Genomic DNA, 20,418 nt, shown 5'->3' with positions numbered 1-20,418 from the left:
CGCGGGGCTCACTGGTTCTTGCCGTCCGCCAGGTTGAGCCTGTGCGGTCCATCCCCGCGTGCGCGGGGCTCACCGCCGGCGGTCGCGCACCGAGAACCGGTGGAGCGGTCCATCCCCGCGTGCGCGGGGCTCACCGGACGCTGCCCGGGAGACCATTGTGGAGGCCGGGTCCATCCCCGCGTGCGCGGGGCTCACGCCAGTCCACGTCGCCCGCCGCGACGATGCGGGGGTCCATCCCCGCGTGCGCGGGGCTCACCAGCCAGCCCCCGCGTCCACGGGCGCCTGGAACGGTCCATCCCCGCGTGCGCGGGGCTCACCCCCACCCGCCCGATACTGGGATGACATTAATCGGTCCATCCCCGCGTGCGCGGGGCTCACGACCCACGCGAGCTCGACGGACCCGAGGGCGGCGGTCCATCCCCGCGTGCGCGGGGCTCACGATATCGAGTCGGATTTCCCGCGCTCGTACTACGGTCCATCCCCGCGTGCGCGGGGCTCACAGACTCTGGACGCTCCTGTCCTACCAGAATTGGTCCATCCCCGCGTGCGCGGGGCTCACCTTACCCGCGCCAACTCCATTTCGGCCGACGCCGGTCCATCCCCGCGTGCGCGGGGCTCACAGGGGGCCACCCAGATCAATTTCCGGTCGGCGCGGTCCATCCCCGCGTGCGCGGGGCTCACCCAGGCCACGTCCACGGGCAGGGTCAACGCGCCGGTCCATCCCCGCGTGCGCGGGGCTCACGCACGAAGCGGCGACCTAGAGTCCGCCGTCAACGGTCCATCCCCGCGTGCGCGGGGCTCACGGGGTCCACTTCGCGCGTGGGCGGGACCCCTACGGTCCATCCCCGCGTGCGCGGGGCTCACCTCGCCCGACACCAGGCAGAGGCCAAAGCCCGCGGTCCATCCCCGCGTGCGCGGGGCTCACGTCGGTGGCGTCGGGGTCCCACCAGTTGATCTGGGTCCATCCCCGCGTGCGCGGGGCTCACCGCCAGAGATCCCGGATGCGGGTCGTGAGGATAGGTCCATCCCCGCGTGCGCGGGGCTCACTCCTCAACCATGATAATCGCCGGGTTGACCGTGGGTCCATCCCCGCGTGCGCGGGGCTCACGCGATGACGAGTTCGGTGTCCATGGGGGGTTCCGGTCCATCCCCGCGTGCGCGGGGCTCACGAGTCTAGCTTGACCGCAATCCAGCCGTTCACCGGTCCATCCCCGCGTGCGCGGGGCTCACTCCTCACCCACTCGGAGCTGCTGATCGCAGTTCGGTCCATCCCCGCGTGCGCGGGGCTCACAGTTAATGACCTGGCACTTTGCGAGCCGTTACCATTATGAGATTTCCGGTGAGGCGTCCAGCATCCCTATTATCCACCCACTCCCACCCCCTGTCAGACCAACCACTCCCCCACCCCCGACCAGGCACTACGCCCACGACACGCGACCAAACAGGGCTTCACAGCAGGGACCTCCAACAGATGCCACGACCCCACCACACGGAGAAGGCGGAAGCGATCGCGGAAGGAAACCGTCCGCATTCCCCCTCACGACTCATCGATCACCTGCGCTGAGCAGGCACGACACTCCTTCCGATCCCCACTCAAAGGCGGTAGGGGTGGGCGGCGTGGAGGAGGTCCTGGAAGTGGGCGAGGTAGTGGCGGGTGTCGGTGATCGGCAACGCTAAGGGAAAGGGGATGGCTTCCACGGTGGTGGCGTTCTCGGTCATGGTGAACCCGCAGGACCAGATCACCGGAGGATCCTGTTTCTCGGGCAGGACGCGCAGGGTGACGTGGGCCAGCTCGGCCAACGCCAGGAGCAGCAGGTGTTGTTCGGTCATGGTCTCCACCCCGCCAATAGGACGACGCAGCGCCGTCTCGGTGAGCACGTAGGCGCGGGAGTGTTCGGCGTCGATCAGCAGGCGCTGACGGCGGGTACGGATCGCTACGACCTCTTCCACATGCTCAGGTCGCAGCAACCCCGAAGCGGTCAGGACCGTGCGGGCATAGGTCGCGGTTTGCAGCGGGGCGGGCACGACCGAGGGGGCGAAGGCGCGGATCTGGCCATGGGGTTCATCCAAGGCCAGGTTGCGTTGGTGTTTGACGAACGCGCCGGAGACGTCAACGCCCATCAGGAGCATTCCGACCGAGAGAGTCCGCGTGACCCAGCGGGCCGGTGCGCGGGGTTTCGCGCAGCAGGTCGTGGAACTGGGCTGCGGGGTAGCGGCGTGCTCCGCCGGGGGTGGTCACGTAGGTGATGAGGCCCTTGTTGGCCCAGCGGGCCACGGTGGAGGCATCCACCCCGAACAGGGTCGCGACCTGGTGGTTCATCAACAGGCCGCCGTGGACGCCTTCCAGCGGCGTATCCGGGTCGGGGCCGGTGGGGGTGGGGGTGGGGGTGGGGGCAGTGCAAGACATGAGAGTGAAAGGTCCGTTCGGGTAAAACCGGCACACGCCGTGAGAAGCAGGCGCACACCTGGTGGTCGAGGGGTGAGAGGGGCCGCGCGTGCCGGGGTGAACAGACGCGCGACCCCTCCCTTGAGGGCCGGGAGGGCCGGTCACTCACCGGCCGGGGCGGTCCGAGGAGCCGGCGTGGTCGTCCAGGGCCCGTTGCTCGGCGCCGAGATCGTGAGCGCGCACGCGCGGTGCGGTGTAGGCCCGCAGCGGTGAGGGCGGCTCGTACACGTGCAGGCAGTGGTCCAACAGTTCGATGTCGGACACCGCCACGACGTGTGCGGTGACACGGTTGCGCGCGGCATAAGGCGCAGTTTCGCCGTAACGGTAGGTCACCTCCCACAGAGCCGAATGCGACTCCGCCACCTCCGCGAAACGCGGATAGTCCGGGATACGCGGCACCACCCGCGCCTGACGCACAGGCGCAGGCTGCGGCCCGAACACACCCGACACGGCACCAGGGGCACCGGCACAGTGACGGCCCACTCGCCGGGCAGGCATCACCGCCGCCACCACCAACACACTCACCAACGCCAGCAGACAGAGCAAACGAGGCGGGGTCCTCTTTCGGTGGAGTGCGGCCGTTGGACGAGCGCGGTCCACCGAATGCCCTTCTCTCTCCCCGCACGGTCGCGCCCGGGCCAGGACCGCCGCCTCTTCGGCGGGGGCTCCCACCACCCATTCCAGGGTGAAGAACACACCCTGCGTGTGGGCCATAGCGCCCCACTCGGTGGACAGCACCGCGACCAGGAACAGCCCGCGCCCGTGCTCGGCGTCCTCAACGGGAGTGCGCACGCGGGGACGGTCCAACACGTCGTGGGGATGGCGGTTCTTCACCTCCACGCGCACCCTGCCCGCATCCACCCGCACCTCCACGCCATACGACGAACCCGGATCACCGCTGTGGGTATGCGTGATGGCGTTGGTCGCCAACTCACTGACCAACAACCCAGCGGTCTGACTCACCTCAGGGGGAACGACCCCTTCGGGGGCGGTAGCCAGGACTGCGGCCACAAACCGCCGCACCTCGGCCACACTGCCGGGAACCCCGGAAAACACCGCCGCGCACACCGTCATCACGCCACCCAGCCATTCACGCGTCGTACGTAGAAGCGCACCCGCCGGGCTGTTCGCACAAAGGAGCGTTGAGGGGCGAGTCGGGCACTAACCTTGTCCATAGAGTCTCCACCTGGCCATTCCAGTCGTGGGGGCTTAAGGCCCTGCCCGGCGTTGGGAGCGCTGGACAGGGCCACTTACGTCTCAACGGCACAAATGCCGCCTTTAAGCGCTAAGCAGTGCTTCACAACAAGACTCTCCAAGCCAGCTCACAGCGTCTAGCGTTTGAACTGAACCCCTAATTTTTCTTCAAAAAAGCCCATGTGCTTTCAATGTTTTTTGAATAAACTTGAAGCATGCCAAAAAGAGTTAAATCTCAGTGGTTGGGGTTCGGTGGAGAACTGAAGAGATGGCGCGAACAGGCCGGGTTGACCCAAGGTCAACTCGGCGACCGGGTCTCAATTTCGTACGGCCTGGTGAGCGCTTTCGAACGCGGCGTACAAGCTCCAAAACTGGAGCATATTGAACGAATCGACCAAGCCCTTTCAAGCAAAGGCTCCCTGATCCGCTTGTGGCACGCGGCGAACAAGGGCAACGGACTGGCAGCCTGGTTCAGGGGGTTGGCAACCTTGATTCAACAGGCGTCCGAACTACGTGAGTACAACCCCATGCTCATACCAGGACTGCTACAGACGGAAAGCTACGCACGGGCAATCCTGCGCGCCGGGCAGCCCAGCTACACAGATGACGAGGTCGAAGAACAGGTCTCGGCTCGCATGAGCCGCCAATCCGTCCTCACCTCACATCCTCAGCGTCGCCCCCCTCATTTGGTCGAAATCCTTGACGAAGCGGTCTTGCGGCGCCCGGTCGGAGGAGCTGAGGTGATGGCACAACAGTTGACACGCTTACTTGAAGCAACATCAGAATCGCGAGTAATCGCGCAGGTCATTCCCCTTAGCACTGAATACCCTCCGGGGCTTTCCGAAGCCTTCTCACTCTTCACAGTCCCGGATCGGGGTGAAGCCGTCTACATGGAGACCCGAATGTCTGCGCTGGCAATCGATGATGCCAAGGTGGTAGCGGCATACACCCGCCACTTTGGGGATCTACGTGGCGCGGCGCTACCCCCGCCAGCGTCTCGGAAGTTGATCGAAGAGATTCGAGGAGAGTTCTCATGAGTACAGACCTGGCCTGGCACAAGTCCAGCTACAGCAACCAGACCGGCGGTCACTGCGTAGAGGTCGCTGAAAGCGCGCATACCGTACTGGTTCGCGACACCCAGAACCGAGACCTCGGACCCATCGGCGTCTCTACCGGAGCATGGGGCACCTTCCTTGCCGAGGTGAAGACGGGACACCTGTAACCGCACAGCAAGCGACGACAACCCTCGGGGGCCTCTCCGGGGGTTTTGTCACACCCAGCACTGGCCAGCGAGAGGAACGGTATCGACGAAACAAGCCGTACGGATGCCTCACACGAGGCGAACGTCGCAACAAAAGAGAAGCAAGCGGACCGCCAACCCTAGTAACGACCTTGCTGGCAACCATGGGTCCATCCCCGCGTGCGCGGGGAGCACAATCCGAAGTGGTGTCCCAAGAGTCGATCAGAGGGACCATCCCCGCGTGCGCGGGGCTCACCAGTGTCCTGTGCCCCACCCATGAAATCAACGAGGTCCATCCCCGCGTGCGCGGGGCTCACAGTGGCTGCCCACGCCACCGGGGCGCCTTGCACGGTCCATCCCCGCGTGCGCGGGGCTCACTCCGCAGGTGAGCACCCTGCTGTCACCGGCTCCGGTCCATCCCCGCGTGCGCGGGGCTCACGGTGATTGGGTCCTGGTGCGGGTTGAGGTCCACGGTCCATCCCCGCGTGCGCGGGGCTCACCGCAGGCCCGGACGCACGGAGAAGGCCGCCGACGGTCCATCCCCGCGTGCGCGGGGCTCACCGGCAACGCGGTGTTCTCTGGCACGGTGACGGGGGTCCATCCCCGCGTGCGCGGGGCTCACTGACTGAACACAAGATGCACACGATCGACGGGAGGTCCATCCCCGCGTGCGCGGGGCTCACGGTGCGCCGATGACGCCGGACAGAGGTCGAACCGGTCCATCCCCGCGTGCGCGGGGCTCACGGCAGGCGCGGCGGGCGGTCGGGGGTGGGTTACGGTCCATCCCCGCGTGCGCGGGGCTCACTGCCTTTTGGCCAGGTTAGGACTGCTGATCGGGGGTCCATCCCCGCGTGCGCGGGGCTCACGATCTTGCAGGACGAGCGGATGGGGCACGGGGAGGTCCATCCCCGCGTGCGCGGGGCTCACGCCGACCTCCTCCACGAGCGCGACGGCGCCGCCGGTCCATCCCCGCGTGCGCGGGGCTCACGCCAAAGGCCAAGCGGTAGACCCGGCCGGCGGCGGTCCATCCCCGCGTGCGCGGGGCTCACCACCTGGGAGATCGAGGACCGGCCGAACGCCGTCGGTCCATCCCCGCGTGCGCGGGGCTCACAGTTAACGACCTGCGACTTTGCGGGGCGTTATCGTAATGAGATCTGGCTTTTCGCCGTCGCACCGTCCTCGCGTCAACCGTAGCGAAGAGCGCGGGTCGCTGTCTGCGGCCTGGAGGTTCAGGAGCATCCCCGAGCATTGTGGGCTGTGCCCGGCACAGTCCGGCGGGACTTCGGTTCAGCTTGGGCCGACAGGTCCTCCGAACGGGGCCGGGGGCAGGTCGTAGGTGACGTTCGTGAGCCGTTCCGACTCCGCCCACAGTCGCCGGCCCGTCTCGGGGTCATACGCTCGACGGTGGTAGGCGCACGAGACGGGGGCACCGCGCAGGCCGCCGAGGCCGGCGGGGCCGTAGTACTCGCCGCCCCGCACCCCGGGGTCGGTGGCGGCCCGCAGAAGCGGAAGCGCGCCGGCCTCGGCCGAGTGCCCCGCGATTTGGGCGAAGGCGTCGAAGAGTGCTCCCAGCGTCCCACCCCCGCCCAGGCGGGGGCCCTTGCGGCCGAGTTCGGTGGTCGCGACCCCGGGATGCGCACCGATCGCGATCACCGGGGAGCCCGCCGCGCCCAGACGGCGCTGGAACTCGACGGCGAAGACGGCGTTGGCGAGCTTGGCCGCGTTGTAGGCGGTCATGGGGCTGTAGCGGCGCTCCGCCTGGAGGTCGGTGAAGTCGAGGCGCCCGGACTTGTGCATGATGCTGCTCACCGCCACCACCCGCGCCGACGGAGCCGCCTCCAGCAGCGGCAGGAGCAGGCCGGTCAGCGCGAAGTGGCCGAGGTGGTTGGTGGCCAGTTGCAGCTCGAAGCCCTGGGCGCTGAGAGTGCGGCGGGGGACGGCCATGACCCCGGCGTTGTCCACGAGCAGATCCAGGGCATCGGTGCGTTCCGCGGCCTCGGCGGCCCCCTTGCGCACCGATTCCAGGTCGGCGAGGTCCACCTCGACCAGTTCGGCCGCCGCACCGGGCACCTGGGCGCGCAGCAGGTCCAGGGCCGCCTCTCCGCGCGCGGTGTCGCGGACCGCCATGAGGACGCGGCAGCCCCGTTGCGCCAAGTGCAGTGCGACGCGCAGGCCGAGGCCGCCGCCCGCCCCGGTCACCAGGGCGGTGCGCCCGGACTGGTCAGGGATGTCGGCGGCGCTCCAGCGCGGCATGGCGGTTCCGATCGGCAAGGCGACAAGGGCACTGACGATCATGCCCTACCGTCCCCGAACAGCGGTGGCGGGGACGGCGTGGCGTGGCGGTGAAAGGGGCAGGGATGGGGTCGGGCATCTGCTTGCACACCGTGGTCCGGGGCGATGGTTCCACCGGTGGCCGGCCCCGGGGCGGCCACCGGTGTTCTCGCCACGGTCCGCCTCGGGTGTCCTCGGTGCGCGGGGCCGCAGGTATCCGCCGGTACAGGCGATCCGGGAGCCGGACCGGTGGACTCGATCGCCCGCTTCGCCCCGCCTGGGGTGAGGCCGCGCCGGGCGGGCCCGATATCAGCGGGGCAAAGAGGTGGGTGTCCTTTTCAGGAACTCGTAAGCTCGGTCCCGAGCCGACGCGGCCGACGACCCTCCTTATATACAACGTGGATGCGCAATCGTAGTGACCGGCCCGGTCCACCGGGCCGCCGACCGCAAAGGATGTCCCCATGCGCGTGGCGCTCTGCCAGATCGCCTCGACCGACTCCCCCGACGCCAACCTGGGCCTGGTCCGCGCGGCCGTGGCCGAGGCGGCCCAGGCCGGGGCGCGACTGGTCGTGCTGCCGGAAGCGGCGATGGCGCACTTCGGTGCCGACCTCGCGGCGGCGGCCGAGGAACTGGACGGCCCCTGGGCCTCGGGGGTGCGCGCGATCGCGCGCGAGCACGGGGTGGCGGTGGTGGCCGGGATGTTCGCGCCGGCCGGTGACGGGAGGGTGCGCAACCTGTTGTTGGCCACCGGCGCGGACGTGGAGGGGGTCTACCAGAAGATCCACGTCTTCGACGCCTTCGGCCACCGGGAGTCCGACGCCGTCCAGCCGGGCGAGGACGTAGTGACCGTCAACGTCAACGGGCTGCGGGTGGGCCTGGCCGTCTGCTACGACGTGCGCTTCCCCGAACTGTTCCGGCGCCTGGCCGACGCGGGCGCCGAGGCGATCGTGGTGGGTGCCTCGTGGGGGGCGGGCGAGGGCAAGCGCGAGCAGTGGGAGCTGTTGACCAGGGCGCGCGCCCTGGACTGCACCTCGTGGGTGTTGGCCTGCGGCCAGGCCGACCCCGCGGCCTCGGGCGAGGAGGTCACCGGCACCGCGCCGCGCGGCATCGGCTACAGCGCGGTGATCGCGCCCAACGGGCAACCGGCCGCCGTGCTCGGGGCCGCACCCGGCGTGCTGGTGGCCGACATCGACACCGAGGCCGTGGAGTCGGTGCGCTCGGCCATCCCGGTGCTGCGCAACGCCCGTCTCACCCGCTGACCGTGCAGGCGTCCGGCCGGGGCCGGCGGTCTCGGCGCGGCGCGCTGCACGACCGGCGGGGACGGGGAGGGTGCGCGGATCAGACCTGGCGGGCGATGGCGATGGTGGCGCCCAGGCGGTTGCCCGCCTCGTAGAACATGTAGTGGACGCCCCCGTCGCTGCCGAAGGAGGGGGCGGCCGCACGGCCGTTGTCGGGGGCCCCTTTCAGGGGCGTGTGGAAGGCGCCCAGGTGCTTGCGGAGGGTGAAGTCCTTGCCGACCTCGGTGATGCGCATGCCGCCGTTGCTGGTGTGGTAGACGACGTAGGCGCTGTTGTTGCGGGTCAGCAGGTGCGGCGCGGAGATGTTGGCCGCGCCCACCGCGGAGGGCAGCACCAGCGGCTGCTGGTCGTAGGTCCAGTTGATGCCGTTGGCCGACCAGCCCCAGCCGATCGAGCGCGTGTTGGCGGTGCTGTTGCGCATGAAGAGCATGACGTAGCGGGCGCCGCGGGCGGGCAGGGAGTGCTCGAACACCCGGGCGTAGGAGGTCTCGGTGGTGCCGGGCAGCATTCCGGTGTTCAGCACCACGCCCTGGTAGCGGAAGTTGATGCCGTCGGTGGAGCGCGCGAGCCGGGTCGTGTTGTTCTCCCCGTGGTAGTAGAGCCACATCTCCTTGGCCGCGCTGTTCCACATCACGTGCGGCGAGGACACGTGCGAGACCGAGTGGTGCGGTGACCAGTTGCGGCCCACGATCGGGTTGCCCGGGTACTCGGTGAAGGGCCCCTCCAGCGAGTTGGCGTAGGCCAGGCAGATCCCGCCGGGGGCGTCGTGGGGAGCGTAGTAGAGGTAGAAGCGGCCCCGGGCACTCGACAGGCGCCCCACCGTGCCCCGGATGGTGGGGAAGATGAACTCCCCGGTCGGGTTGTAGGACAGCGCGTTCTTGTTGAAGGCCGTGCGCAGGTAGCGGTAGCTGGGGAAGCCCGCGGGCCCGGCGGCCGAGGCCCCGGCGGCGGTGGCGACCCCGGCGCCGGCGAGCGCCGCCCCCGTTCCCAGGAGGACGGCGCCGCGCAGTACCGAGCGGCGCGACGGGGCCGAGTGGTCGGGTCCGGGTCCGGTGTCGTGGGTCATGGCGGGCGCTCCCGTCGTGAGGTGCAGGGGAGGCCGAGTGTGTGCTCCGTCACTGTTCGCCGTCAAGGCCCTAATACGTATTAGTAGAGCCAAGAATTAACTTCGCGGAAATTCCCGCGGAATCGTTGACATTTAACGGCGGAGGGCTCAGATTCTTGTCCTAATGCGCATTAGGAGCCAATAGGACAGGAGTTTCCATGGTCGGCGATAGGGCGAGGGCGGGCGGCCGGGCCCGGCCGCGGCAGTCCGATATCGCCCGGGCAGCGGGGGTCTCCCAGACCACCGTGTCGCTGGTGCTGGGCGGCAACAAGGCCGGCGTCGTGCTCGCGGAGGAGACCAAACGCCGGGTGGTGGAGGCGGCCGACGCCCTGGGCTACGTCCCCGACCCCATCGCCACACGCCTCGCCTCGGCCCGCAACGACATGCTCGGCCTGTTCACCTTCTCCGCGACGTTTCCCACCGAGGTGGCCCACTCCTACTACCCGATCCTGGTGGGGGTGGAGGAGGAGGCCGCGGCCCTGGGCCAGGACCTCATCCTGTTCACCGGCTCCAGCGGCGCGCCGCCGCGCGCGGCCGGACCGGCCGCGCTGCACCGCGTCCGCGTGGCCGACGGCTGCCTGTTCTTCGGCCGGCACGTCCCCACCGAACAGGTGGAACGGCTGGTGGAGGGCGGCTACCCCCTGGTCTACATCGGCCGGCGCGACGAGCTGGAAGGGCGACTCCCCTACGTCGGCGCCGACTACGTGCCCGCCTCCGCCGACGTCGTGCGCCGCCTCGCCGACCTCGGGCACCGCCGCCTGCGCTATGTCCGCGAGAACGACGACGCCCCCGCGTCCACCGACCGTGAGAACGGCGTGCTGGCCGGCGCCCGTGCGGCCGGCATCGACCTCGACGGCCTGGTGGTGCGCACCGACGGCTCCGACATCGACGCCCGCCGGGTGCGCGCCTGGCGCGACGAGGGCGTCACCGCCCTCGTCACCGAGGAGACCGACACCGGCGCGGCCCTGGCCGCACTGACCGGGGCCATCGCGGACGCCGGCCTGCGCTGCCCCGAGGACCTCTCGTTGGCGATGCTCGGGGACCCGCCGGCGGCCGGGGCGGCGTCCGCGCACATCAGCGGGTTCACCGTGCCGCGCCGGGAGATGGGGCGGCGCGCCGTGCGCCTGCTCACCCAGCTCATCACCAACCCCCCCGACCAACCCCCACCGCCCCTGCAACAGCTGGTGCCGTGCGAACCCGTCGTCGGGAGCACCATCGGCCCGGCCGGCCGGCAGGGGCAGCAGTGACCGCAACGATCAACCCAGAAAGGCCGATCATGTCCGACCGCGCAACCGAAATCCTCGTCGTGGGCGGGGGGCTCGGCGGAGTCGCGGCGGCCCTGGCCGCCGCACGCGCCGGCAACCGGGTGGTGCTCACCGAGCCGACCGACTGGGTCGGCGGCCAACTCACCTCCCAGGCGGTGCCGCCCGACGAGAACCCCTGGATCGAGCGCTTCGGCGCCACGGCTGCCTACCGCGAGGTCCGCGACGGCATCCGCGACTACTACCGCCGCCACTACCCCCTGCGGGCCGAAGCCCTGGACCTGGTCAACCTCAACCCAGGCGCCGGGCGGGTCAGCAAGCTGTGCCACGAACCGCGGGTGGCGCTGGCCGTCCTGGAATCACTGCTGGCGCCCCATCGCGCGTCGGGGCGGTTGACCCTGCTGCTGGAGCACCGCCCGGTGGCCGCCGAGACGGTCGGCGACGAAGTGCGTTCGGTGACCCTTGAGGGCCCTGGCGGGCGCCGCACCACCGTGGCCGCCGACTACGTCCTGGACGCCACCGAGGACGGCGACCTGCTTCTGCTGGCGGGGGTCGAGCACGTCACCGGCGCCGAGTCCCGCGCCGAGTACGACGAGCCCCACGCCCCTGAGAAGGCCGACCCGCTCAACCTGCAGGGCATCACCTACTGCTTCGCGATGTCCTACCACCCGGGCGAGGACCACACCATCGAGCGCCCGGAGATGTACGACTTCTGGCGCTCCTACCAACCCGACTTCTGGCCGGGCCCGCTGCTGGGGCTGACCGCGCCCGACCCGCGCACCCTGGAGTCGGTGGAGCGCACCTTCGTGCCCAACCCCGACACCGACCCGCTGGCGGTCAGCGCCGACCAGAGCGCCGACGCCGGCGACAAGGAACTGTGGGGTTTCCGGCGGATCCTGGCGCGCGGGATGCACCGGGCCGGTGCCTTCGACTCCGACATCACCCTGGTCAACTGGCCGCTCAACGACTACTGGCTCAAGCCCGCCCTGGAGGTCGAGGGCCTGGTGGACGCCGATGCGGTGGCCCGGGCCCACCACGAGGCACGGCAGTTGTCGTTGTCGGTGCTGTACTGGTTGCAGACCGAGGCGCCCCGCCCCGACGGCGGGACCGGCTTCCCGGGGCTGCGCCCGCGCCCCGACGTCACCGGCACCGAGGACGGCCTGGCCAAGGCCGCCTACGTGCGCGAGTCGCGGCGCATCCGCGCGGTCACCACCGTCACCGAGCACGACGTCTCGCTGGACATCGTGGGGCCTTACGGCGGTACCCGCCATCCCGACTCGGTGGGGGTGGGCAGCTACCGCATCGACCTGCACCCCTCCACCAGCGGCGACAACTACATCGACGTGGCCAGCGTGCCCTTCGAGATCCCGTTGGGCGCCCTGCTGCCGGTGCGGGTGCGCAACCTGCTGCCCGCCGCGAAGAACATCGGCACCACGCACATCACCAACGGGTGCTTCCGGCTGCACCCCGTCGAATGGAACATCGGCGAGGTCGCCGGGCGCCTGGCCGCGTTCGCCCTGAGCCACGGCGTGCGCCCGCACCAGGTGCGCGAGGACGCCGAACTCCTGGACGGATTCACCCGCCTGCTGGACCGGACCGGCGTCGAGCGGCACTGGCCCGACGTCCGCGGCTACTAGGTCCCACCACACCCGCCGGCCGCGGCGGCGTCCCCGCCAGGGGCGTCGCCGCGGCGGGGCGGGGCCACCCCCACCGCAGTCTCCTCGCCCATCCCGGAGGTGTCGGCCATGGCGCCACATCCCAGACCATCCACCATCCGCGTCGGTATCGACGTCGGCGGCACGTTCACCGACGCCGTCGCCGTCAGCGCCCAGACCTACGAACTGCTGGGCCAGGTGAAAGTCCCCACCAGCCACGACCACCCCGACGGCGTCGCGCACGGCATCATGAGCGCCCTGGAGCGGCTGCTCGCCGACGTCGGCGTGCCCGCCTCCGACGTCACGTTCCTCGCCCACGGCACCACCCAGGCCACCAACGCCCTGCTGGAGGGCGACGTGGCAACCGTGGGCATCGTGGGGATCGGGCGCGGTTTCGATGCCCTGGCCACCCGGCGGTTGCGTTCCCTGGGCAAGCTCACGCTGGCGCCGGGGCGCACCATGCCGGTGCGCTACACCGGGCTCAAACACCCCGAGCGCCCCGAGGAGGTGCGCTCGGCCGTGCAGCGGGTCCGCGAGGATGGCGCCCAGGTGCTGGTGGCCGTCGAACCCTTCAGCGTGGACGATCCGCTGGGCGAGCGCGCGGTGGCCGCGGAGGCCGCGGCCCAGGGGGTGCCGGTCACCACGACCCACGAGATCACCCAGCTCTACGGCCTGGCCAAGCGGGCCCGGACCGCGGTGCTCAACGCCGGGATCATGCCGCGCATGTTGGAGACGGCCGACCTGGTGGAGCAGAGCATCACCAAGGCCGGGGTCACCGCGCCGTTGATGGTGATGCGCTGCGACGGCGGGGTGATGTCGCTGGCGGAGATGCGCGGGCGCCCCCTGCTGACCGTGCTGTCGGGCCCGGCCGCGGGCGTGGCGGGCGCGCTGATGAGCGAGCGGGTCAGCGAAGGCGTGTTCCTGGAGACCGGGGGCACCTCGACCGACATCAGCGTGATCCGACGCGGCCGGGTGCAGGTGCGCCACGCGCGCCTGGGCGACAAGGAGACCTACCTGCCCTCGCTGGACGTGCGCACCGTGGGCGTGGGCGGGGGGTCGCTGATCCGGCTGGGCGGCGGCGGGGTCACCGACGTCGGGCCCCGCAGCGCGCACATCGCCGGGCTGCCCTACGCCTGCTTCGCCTCGGCCGCCGACCTGGCCGACGCCCGGCTGGTCACCGTTCGTCCCCGGGAGGGCGACCCCGAGGACTACGTGGCGGTCAACGCCGCCGGGGGGCGCTTCGCGCTCACCCTGACCTGTGCGGCCAACGCGTTGGGGGTGGTGCCCGAGGACAGTTACGCGCGTGCCGACTCCACCGTCGCCCGCCTGGCCTTGGAGCCGCTGGCCGCGTCCCTGGGCACCGACGTCGAGGCCGCGGCACGCATGGTGCTGGCCAAGGCCGCGGCGAGAGTGCGCACGGTCGTGGACGCGCTGGTGGAGGACTACCGGTTGGACCGCGACGTCCTGTCGCTGGTGGGCGGGGGCGGCGGCGCGGCGACCGTCACCCCGTTCCTGGGCGCCGACACCGGACTGGACTGGCGCATCTGTGCGCACAGCGAGGTCATCAGCCCCCTGGGGGTGGCGCTCGCCCTGGTGCGCGAGTCCGTGGAGCGCATCGTCCCCAACCCCACGCACGCCGACGTGCTGGCGGCGCGCACCGAGGCGGAGAAGGCCGTGGTGGAGCAGGGCGCGGACCCCGCCGGGGTCGAGGTGGACGTCACCGTGGACCCCCAGCGCAACCTGATCAAGGCGGTGGCCACCGGGGCGACCGAACTGCGCACCAAGGACCGGGCGGCCGGGACGGACGCCGCCCAGGCGCGCGCGAGCGCGGCCCGCAGCCTCGGGGTGGCCGTCGAGGAGGTCACCGAGCTGGCCGGCACCGCCCACCACCGGGTGCTGGGCGCGCGGCGCCGTCCGCGCGGGCCGCTGCGCCGGTTCGGCCGCGAACGCACCCCGGTGCGGATCGTGGACGGCGAGGGCGTGATCCGGCTGCACAGCGCCGATGCCCACGTGGACGCCATGACCGTGGGTGAGGCGCCCGCGACCCTGGCCCGGCTGGTGGACGAGCGCACCAGTTACGGCGACGGGGGGTCGCGCGCCCCGGCCGTATGGCTGCTGGTGGGGCCCAAGATCGCCAACCTCTCCGGGGTCCTGGACGAGGAACAGCTGCTGTCGCTGGCCGCAACGGAGCTGCGTTCGCGCACTCCCGAGGAGAGCCTGGTGGCGGTCATGGAGGAGCGGCGATGAACCCGCGCTCCTTCTTCAACTGCGACACCGATGCCCTGGCCGGGCGTTGCCGGGACCTGGCCGCGCTCGACGACGTCGCGTTGGGTGCGCGCCTGCTGCGCATGACGCCCACCCACGACACCCGGACCGAGGAGGCCCTGACGGCGTGGGCGCGCACGGCCCTGGAGGTCGGGCGCGAACTGGCCGCAGAAGCCCCCTCCCCCGCGGCGGTCGCCGTGGAGCAGGCGCCGGGCGGCGTCTCCCCCGGGGAGATCCTCCTCGCCGAGTACCACCACCGCAGCGGCGCGGTCGTCGTGCACACCGGGGCGCTGGCGCTGGCCGACGCCCTCGTGGAACTGGTCGGCTGGCAGGCGTACTTCCCACCGGCCCGGGTGCGGGAGGCGGCGGTGCAGCACGAGCTTGCCCACCGTCTGCTGCACGGTCCGGCCGCGCGCACCCTGCGCCGGCGCCTGGACCACCGGGTGGCGGGCGTGGGCCGGTTCCACCTGCGCGGCCACGTCGCCGGCGCCGACGAGATCGTCGCGCACACGGTCGCCCACGCGCGCAGCGGCCTGGGCCGCTCGCCGGTACTGCTGACTCTTGGCCTGGCCGAGGCCCTCCCGTTCACGTCCGCCGGACGCGCACGCACCCGCCCCTTCCCCGCGTCCCTCGGAGGCTAAAAAGCCATGGGTATCGCAATTCTGGCCGTCATGGCCGTGGGTGTCGCCCTGATGCTCACCCGCAAGGTACCGACCGCGTTCGCCCTGACGTTCCTGGCCATCGCCATCGCGCTGCTGTCGGGCGCGTCGCTGCTGGGCGCGGAGAACAGCGTCGCGGGCACGGTCATGCAGGAGGGCGCGCCTTTGCTGGCGGCCACGATGATCGCCATCCTGCTGGGGTCGTGGCTGGGCACGGTGATGGCCGACACCGGCATCGCCTCGACCCTGGTGCGCAAGATCGTGGAGTTCGGCGGTGAACGCCCCACGGTGGTGGCGCTGGGCGTGTTCTGCGTGGCGATCCTGTGCGGCAGCATCACCGGTTCGGCGCCTGCGGCGATGCTCGCGGGCGTGGTGGGCATCCCCGCGATGATCGCGGTGGGGGTGCCGCCGGTGGTGGCCGCGGGGACCATTCTCATGGGGATCGCCGCGGGGCTTCCGCTGGAGCTGATCGGCTGGCAGTTCCTGTCCGACGCCATCGGGATCCCGGTGGAGACGGTGCGCTTCTTCCAGATCCGGCTGTTCCCCATCGCCCTGGTGGGCGGCATGGCCTACATCCTCGTCGAGATGCGCCGGCGCGGGGCCCGGCACGCCTGGGCGGTTCGGGTCCCGGCCGGTGCCGGGGCCGGGGCCGGCGCGACCGGGGAGGACGAAGGACCGAGCCGGCGCGCACGCCGCGGCGACGCCCCCTGGTATGCGCTGGTCACGCCGTTGGTGCCGATCGTGCTGGCGCTGGGCCTGCACGTCCCGATCATCGCGTCGCTGGCGGTGGGGCTGCTGTACGCGCTGGTGACGACCGTTCCGCTGCGCCAGATGGGCGAGCGTGCACTGCGCACCCTGTACCGGGCCTTCGACGTGGCCGCGCCGCCGATCGTGCTGTTCATCGCGATCGGGATGCTGCTGTCGGCGGTGCGCCTGCCCGGCGCGGTCAGTGCGCTCAACCCGATCGTCAGCGCGCTGAGCCCGTCGGGACCGCTGCTGTTCGTGCTGGTGTTCGCGGTACTGGTGCCGCTGTGCCTGTACCGGGGCCCGTTCAACATCTACGGTCTGGGCGCCGGGGTGGCCGGGGTCCTGGTGTCGGGCGGGATCTACCCGACCCCGGCGGTGCTGGGGTTGATGGCCTCCTACGGCCAGGTCCTGGGAGTCTCGGACCCCACCAGTACGCAGACGGTGTGGAGCGCCCAGTACGCGGGGGTCCGCCCGGAGAAGGCGATGGTCTCCACCCTTCCCTACACCTGGGCGATCGCCGTGGGCGGACTGGTGCTCACCGCGTTCCTGTTCCTGCTCTAGAAAACACCGCTCCCCCGGTGGTCGCGGGGGGCGGGGTCGGGGGCCTGCCGTCTCCGGCCCCCGCGACGACCGGCAGGGCCGGCCCTCGGGAAAACCCGGGGGCCGGCCCTGCCGTCGTGCGGGGACCTCACGGGCTGCGTCCGCGCGCCCCTGTGCCGCAGGCAGCAGCCGGGAGGAAGGGGATCGTCGGACCCGTCCCGCCGAATGTGCGGTTCCCGGCGCGGAACAGGCGGGTGCGGTCAGCGGGTCACACGCACGAGGTCTGGCCGGTCTGGACGTTGGGCCACTGGTAGTAGGCCCGGACGCACAGGTTCGGCGAGTAGATCTGCCGGGTGTAGTTGGTCCCGGCGATTCTGGACTGGCTGTACTTGTCGGTCCCGTTCGGGTTCTGCTGGATCGCCTTCATGACCACGTTCGAGGGGATCGTGGAGGAGGACCGGAAGAGCGCCCATTGGGTCTTGCAGGTCGGCGACCACATGAGGTCCATCCTGGTGCTCGACGCGTAGAGGTTGGTGTGGGCCAGCGCGTAGGCGCCGTTGGAGCAGCCGGTGGACACCGGGCTCTGTCCGGAACAGTAGTCGCCGTAGCAGGTCACGGCGTTGGCCGGGGTGGCGAGCAGGCCCAACGCCATTGCGGTGGCCGCCACCACGGACGCGAGACGGGTCGTGGTCTTCATCGTCTTTTCTCGATTCCTTGTCGGATTCCCACCGTTGAAACACAGGAACGATGCAGTGGAATCGGAAGAATTTCCTTTTCGCGGCCGAATCGAAACAGGCGCCGTCCGTCCTCGACGATTAAATGCTCCGAAAGGCCACTCCCCTGCCCTGTCAACAATGAGCATAGAAAAAGAGAGCGGCCCTGTCGGTTCGGGACGGCACCGATCTTTCACTGCGGGAACACCGTGTCTTCCCGGACCGGGAAGCACCGGAGGCATTCAGAGGAGTGTGCGAAGAGCCGCGATTATTCCGTCGCGCCGTTCGACTTCGAGTTTCTCCTTGATCCGTGCCACGTGCGTCTCCACCGTGCGCGCGGAGATGTGCAGGCGGTCGGCGATGGTCTGGTTGCCCAGGCCGGCCGCAGCGAGGAGGGCGACGTCGCGCTCCCGGTTGGTCAACCGGTCCAGGAGGTGCTCGGCTTCCGGCGAGGGTTTGCGCAGAACGTCAACCAGCAGAGTCTGCGCGTGTTCGAAACCGTGGACGAGTTCGATCAGTCCTTCTTTCGTCCCGGCCGTCTCCGCCTCGTCGGGGACCTTTTCGGCCAGTTCGACGATCCGTGCACGCAGCTCGGAAAGCCGGAAGCTCACGGTGTCCAGTGCCTCGGCGACCGTCAGGGGGGTCAGGCGCCGGATGCCGGGAACGTCGCCGAGGCCGCGTGTGCTCTCCTCGTCCTCGTCCTCACGGTCGAAGACGGTCATGACCGCACGCGCGAGGAGTTCGAAGGCGCGGAGGTGTTCCTCGGAGTAGGAGCCGGAGGTGTAGCTCTGGACCGACGCGAGGCCTGTCACCTCTGTCTTCCCCTGACTGAAGAGGGGGATGCAGATGGCATCCGCCGACTGCCGGGAGACGTCCCCGAAGGCGACCCCCCGGTGCAGCAGGCGCCCGGAGTCGTCGGAGAAGAGGTAGGGCCGCCGGGTCAACCTGATGTGCGAGGCAAGCCCGTTCGCGCCGTAACTGTGCACGTCGGGGCAGACGAATTCGCGGCCGTCGAAGGAGTAGACGTAGGCGATGCGGTGGTCCGGTTGGAAGTACCCGAGGTAGAAGGAATCCACCGGGCAGATCTTGGACATGGTGGTTCGCCAGTAGTTGTACATAGCGAGACGCGAGCCGCCGAGGTGCTGCTGCCGAATCTTGCGATCGGACTCGATCAGGACACTTCTCACGCGCGGGGAGAAGGCGTATTCGACTGAGGGCACCAGCGAATCCTCGATTTCCGGATCGAATCTGATGGAGAAGAAGTCGGGCCGGCCGAGCCCGCTTCCATCATCCGATGCGGAAGTCTGTGATGAGATGCCTTCACCGTCATGGGTCTGGCCGGTACCGGCCTGTTGAGAGCCGTCCGTCAGCTGTCTCGGCCTTTCTGAACCAATCACGGGGATACGCGTCGCGGCTGTTACGGGCCGCCGGACGCGACGAGGCCCTCCGCCGTGGCCTGGCCCTGCGACCACGGGGGCGGGTGTGCGTCGGCGGGACCCGTAGAGGCGGGCGGCGAGCGGTCTTCGAGAGCGCGCCGAAGGCACCGGCCGCGACTCTCAGGGATTCGTCGAACCGGAGTCGGGGGTCGGCTCGGGAGGCGTGATCTGCACGCCGCTCCTGACAGTGCGCGCGCAGGCGATTTCGGTGAGCTGCCGGGTCAGGTTCTCGTCAACGTCGGCTCTCCGGAGCGGCGCGAGGTCCCCGATCTCGTCTTTCGTGAGCCGTGCGACCGCATAGCGGGCCCTCGAGGCGTCCGGAACGTTTCCGGCCAGGCAGGGCACCGCCGCTACGGTGAGATCCGCGTCGGCACCGAGTAGTGCGTGGGTGGACTCCGCGTACCAGCGGACGCTCAACCCTTCCGTGGTGGGGCGGTAGAAACCCTCTGCGGCTTGCCCCTCGAAATGCCCCGGGGTGGTGACCGACCGGGGGGACGCGAGTCGGCCGTCGGTGTAGGCGTAACCCACCAGGACGGTGTTCACCGCGCTGACACGAAGTTCCTGGTAGCCGTCTCCTTCGACCGGACCGACGGAGAAGCCGGTCAGTCTCGGGCGGGTGCGGTCCAACTCGGGGGAGTTCCCCAGATCCGCCCGGTCGTCGAGAAAACGCTCGCATTCCGCTGTCGGTTCGACTCCGATGGCCGACTCCGACCCCTGGGTGATCAGGGCTCCGGCGGGAATCAGCTGGTCGTTCCTGTTGTGGACGACGAACCACCTCTGGTCGAAGGTCCCCGCGAGCTCGTCCATCCACGGCTCACCCAGACACATTCCGTCGAAACCGACCGTGCACTCGGGACCGTAACGCGTGACCTGCGGGTATTCGCGCCCGGGCCCGGCACGGACACTGACCCCTTGGACAGTGGTCATGGCGGTGAATTCGGCACCGTAGGCGGGTGCGTTGCGGCACGCGGCAACGATCGCGTCCTCAGGAGTCAACGGCATGGCCAGTTCGGCGACGGCGAAGACCCCGACGGCAAGACCGGTGACCACGCCCAACGCTCCGGCCGGAGAACCGGTACCCGCGCTCGGGTCCTCTTCTCCCCCTCGCCGGACCGTGCCCTGCGGCTCTTGTGGCCAATAGGCCCAAAGGCCGAGCGTCAGCACGACAGCCGCGATGAAGAGCGTGGACAGCGTCATTGCGTACTCGCCGTGCTGCCACCCCCATTCGAAAACCAGCCAGCGAAGGACCAGCAGAAAAACAACCACCCCCGCGACGAGGGCGACCCTGGCACCTCTCGTCCTGGGCCACAACCGTGCGGCCCACCGAGCGGCGGTGGACAGGAATTTCGTCGAACCGGACAGCATCGGCGAGGACTTCTCGAGTGCGGAAGAAGCGATTTTTCTTAAATCTTGCAGGGAGAACCGTTTCTTCTCCGAACGTTTCGGGGGCGGTGACGTAGAGCCGTCGTCGGAAACCGTATTTTTCTCTGGCATCGAGAACTCCGGGATCTCCCGTGGAACACCTGAATCAGTCGTCTGCACAACGGGAACGGCAGGAGGAGCCGGTCACACCGTTTCCACAGAGGC

Annotated in this window: 16 protein-coding genes and 2 CRISPR repeat arrays (1 of these 18 cut by a window edge); of the genes, 8 read left to right on the top strand and 8 right to left on the bottom strand. The window is 70.0% G+C overall.

The window, feature by feature from the left end; translation table 11 throughout:
* A CRISPR array of direct repeats spans positions 1 to 1,291; the repeat unit is 29 nt; unit sequence CGGTCCATCCCCGCGTGCGCGGGGCTCAC (it extends 568 nt beyond the left edge of the window).
* Between the two features lie 302 nt (positions 1,292 to 1,593).
* From AC0VYP_RS11110 to AC0VYP_RS11100, 3 genes are all read right to left on the bottom strand, one after another.
* The gene (locus AC0VYP_RS11110; protein ID WP_475473892.1) at positions 1,594 to 2,121 is read right to left on the bottom strand and encodes a Scr1 family TA system antitoxin-like transcriptional regulator; all 528 of its coding nucleotides are present in this window, start codon (positions 2,119 to 2,121) and stop codon (positions 1,594 to 1,596) included.
* Positions 2,111 to 2,407 (bottom strand): helix-turn-helix domain-containing protein, encoded by a 297-nt coding sequence (locus AC0VYP_RS11105; protein WP_475473891.1) that lies wholly within the window; start codon positions 2,405 to 2,407, stop codon positions 2,111 to 2,113. Before AC0VYP_RS11105 ends, AC0VYP_RS11110 begins: the two co-directional genes overlap by 11 nt.
* 144 nt (positions 2,408 to 2,551) lie before the next feature.
* The gene (locus AC0VYP_RS11100; RefSeq protein WP_475473889.1) at positions 2,552 to 3,520 is read right to left on the bottom strand and encodes an ATP-binding protein; all 969 of its coding nucleotides are present in this window, start codon (positions 3,518 to 3,520) and stop codon (positions 2,552 to 2,554) included.
* 335 nt (positions 3,521 to 3,855) lie between these two features.
* On the opposite strand from AC0VYP_RS11100, the gene AC0VYP_RS11095 reads away from it, so the two are divergent.
* Together AC0VYP_RS11095 and AC0VYP_RS11090 are read left to right on the top strand one after the other, a co-directional pair.
* Positions 3,856 to 4,677 carry a helix-turn-helix domain-containing protein gene (locus AC0VYP_RS11095; RefSeq protein WP_285761822.1) on the top strand — a complete coding sequence of 274 codons (822 nt, stop codon included), beginning with the start codon at positions 3,856 to 3,858 and terminating at the stop codon, positions 4,675 to 4,677.
* Positions 4,674 to 4,862, top strand: a complete 189-nt coding sequence (locus tag AC0VYP_RS11090) for a DUF397 domain-containing protein (protein WP_285761821.1) — start codon at positions 4,674 to 4,676, stop codon at positions 4,860 to 4,862. Before AC0VYP_RS11095 ends, AC0VYP_RS11090 begins: the two co-directional genes overlap by 4 nt.
* A gap of 184 nt (positions 4,863 to 5,046) precedes the next feature.
* Positions 5,047 to 5,991: direct repeats of the CRISPR family, unit length 29 nt; unit sequence CGGTCCATCCCCGCGTGCGCGGGGCTCAC.
* A gap of 176 nt (positions 5,992 to 6,167) precedes the next feature.
* Here the strand turns inward: AC0VYP_RS11090 and AC0VYP_RS11085 are convergent.
* Entirely contained in the window at positions 6,168 to 7,175 is a 1,008-nt protein-coding gene (locus tag AC0VYP_RS11085) for an oxidoreductase (RefSeq protein ID WP_475473887.1), read from the bottom strand.
* A gap of 437 nt (positions 7,176 to 7,612) precedes the next feature.
* Between AC0VYP_RS11085 and AC0VYP_RS11080 the strand changes: the two genes are divergently transcribed.
* The gene (locus AC0VYP_RS11080; protein ID WP_475473885.1) at positions 7,613 to 8,410 is read left to right on the top strand and encodes a carbon-nitrogen hydrolase family protein; all 798 of its coding nucleotides are present in this window, start codon (positions 7,613 to 7,615) and stop codon (positions 8,408 to 8,410) included.
* A gap of 79 nt (positions 8,411 to 8,489) precedes the next feature.
* On the opposite strand, the gene AC0VYP_RS11075 is transcribed toward AC0VYP_RS11080, so the two are convergent.
* The gene (locus AC0VYP_RS11075) at positions 8,490 to 9,515 is read right to left on the bottom strand and encodes a hypothetical protein (RefSeq protein ID WP_475473883.1); all 1,026 of its coding nucleotides are present in this window, start codon (positions 9,513 to 9,515) and stop codon (positions 8,490 to 8,492) included.
* Positions 9,516 to 9,712: 197 nt separating this feature from the next.
* On the opposite strand from AC0VYP_RS11075, the gene AC0VYP_RS11070 reads away from it, so the two are divergent.
* The 5 genes from AC0VYP_RS11070 (at position 9,713) to AC0VYP_RS11050 (ending at position 16,703) form a co-directional block, all read left to right on the top strand.
* Positions 9,713 to 10,801 (top strand): LacI family DNA-binding transcriptional regulator, encoded by a 1,089-nt coding sequence (locus AC0VYP_RS11070; protein WP_475473881.1) that lies wholly within the window; start codon positions 9,713 to 9,715, stop codon positions 10,799 to 10,801.
* 29 nt (positions 10,802 to 10,830) lie between these two features.
* The gene (locus tag AC0VYP_RS11065) at positions 10,831 to 12,453 is read left to right on the top strand and encodes an FAD-dependent oxidoreductase (RefSeq protein ID WP_475473879.1); all 1,623 of its coding nucleotides are present in this window, start codon (positions 10,831 to 10,833) and stop codon (positions 12,451 to 12,453) included.
* Between the two features lie 108 nt (positions 12,454 to 12,561).
* Positions 12,562 to 14,718, top strand: coding sequence for a hydantoinase/oxoprolinase family protein (locus AC0VYP_RS11060; protein ID WP_475473878.1), 2,157 nt, complete (start codon positions 12,562 to 12,564; stop codon positions 14,716 to 14,718).
* Positions 14,715 to 15,377: a hypothetical protein gene (locus AC0VYP_RS11055; RefSeq protein ID WP_285761814.1), complete on the top strand. Its 663-nt coding sequence runs from the start codon at positions 14,715 to 14,717 to the stop codon at positions 15,375 to 15,377. Before AC0VYP_RS11060 ends, AC0VYP_RS11055 begins: the two co-directional genes overlap by 4 nt.
* 6 nt (positions 15,378 to 15,383) lie before the next feature.
* On the top strand, positions 15,384 to 16,703 hold the full coding sequence (locus AC0VYP_RS11050; RefSeq protein WP_285761813.1) for a transporter: 1,320 nt from the start codon (positions 15,384 to 15,386) through the stop codon (positions 16,701 to 16,703).
* A 247-nt stretch (positions 16,704 to 16,950) separates the two neighbouring features.
* On the opposite strand, the gene AC0VYP_RS11045 is transcribed toward AC0VYP_RS11050, so the two are convergent.
* The 3 genes from AC0VYP_RS11045 to AC0VYP_RS11035 all read right to left on the bottom strand — a co-directional run bounded on the left by AC0VYP_RS11045 (position 16,951) and on the right by AC0VYP_RS11035 (position 20,325).
* Positions 16,951 to 17,379, bottom strand: coding sequence for a DUF2690 domain-containing protein (locus AC0VYP_RS11045; protein ID WP_475473877.1), 429 nt, complete (start codon positions 17,377 to 17,379; stop codon positions 16,951 to 16,953).
* A gap of 258 nt (positions 17,380 to 17,637) precedes the next feature.
* A complete protein-coding gene (locus AC0VYP_RS11040) occupies positions 17,638 to 18,615 on the bottom strand; it encodes a LuxR C-terminal-related transcriptional regulator (protein ID WP_475473876.1) in 978 nt (325 codons plus the stop codon).
* Between the two features lie 336 nt (positions 18,616 to 18,951).
* Positions 18,952 to 20,325 (bottom strand): hypothetical protein, encoded by a 1,374-nt coding sequence (locus tag AC0VYP_RS11035; protein ID WP_475473875.1) that lies wholly within the window; start codon positions 20,323 to 20,325, stop codon positions 18,952 to 18,954.
* Positions 20,326 to 20,418: the final 93 nt, after the last annotated feature.

The sequence above is a fragment of the Nocardiopsis sp. iso_186 genome, from assembly GCF_056173365.1.
Note: the sequence above shows the minus strand (reverse complement) of the source record. Positions and strands in the feature narration are given on the sequence as shown.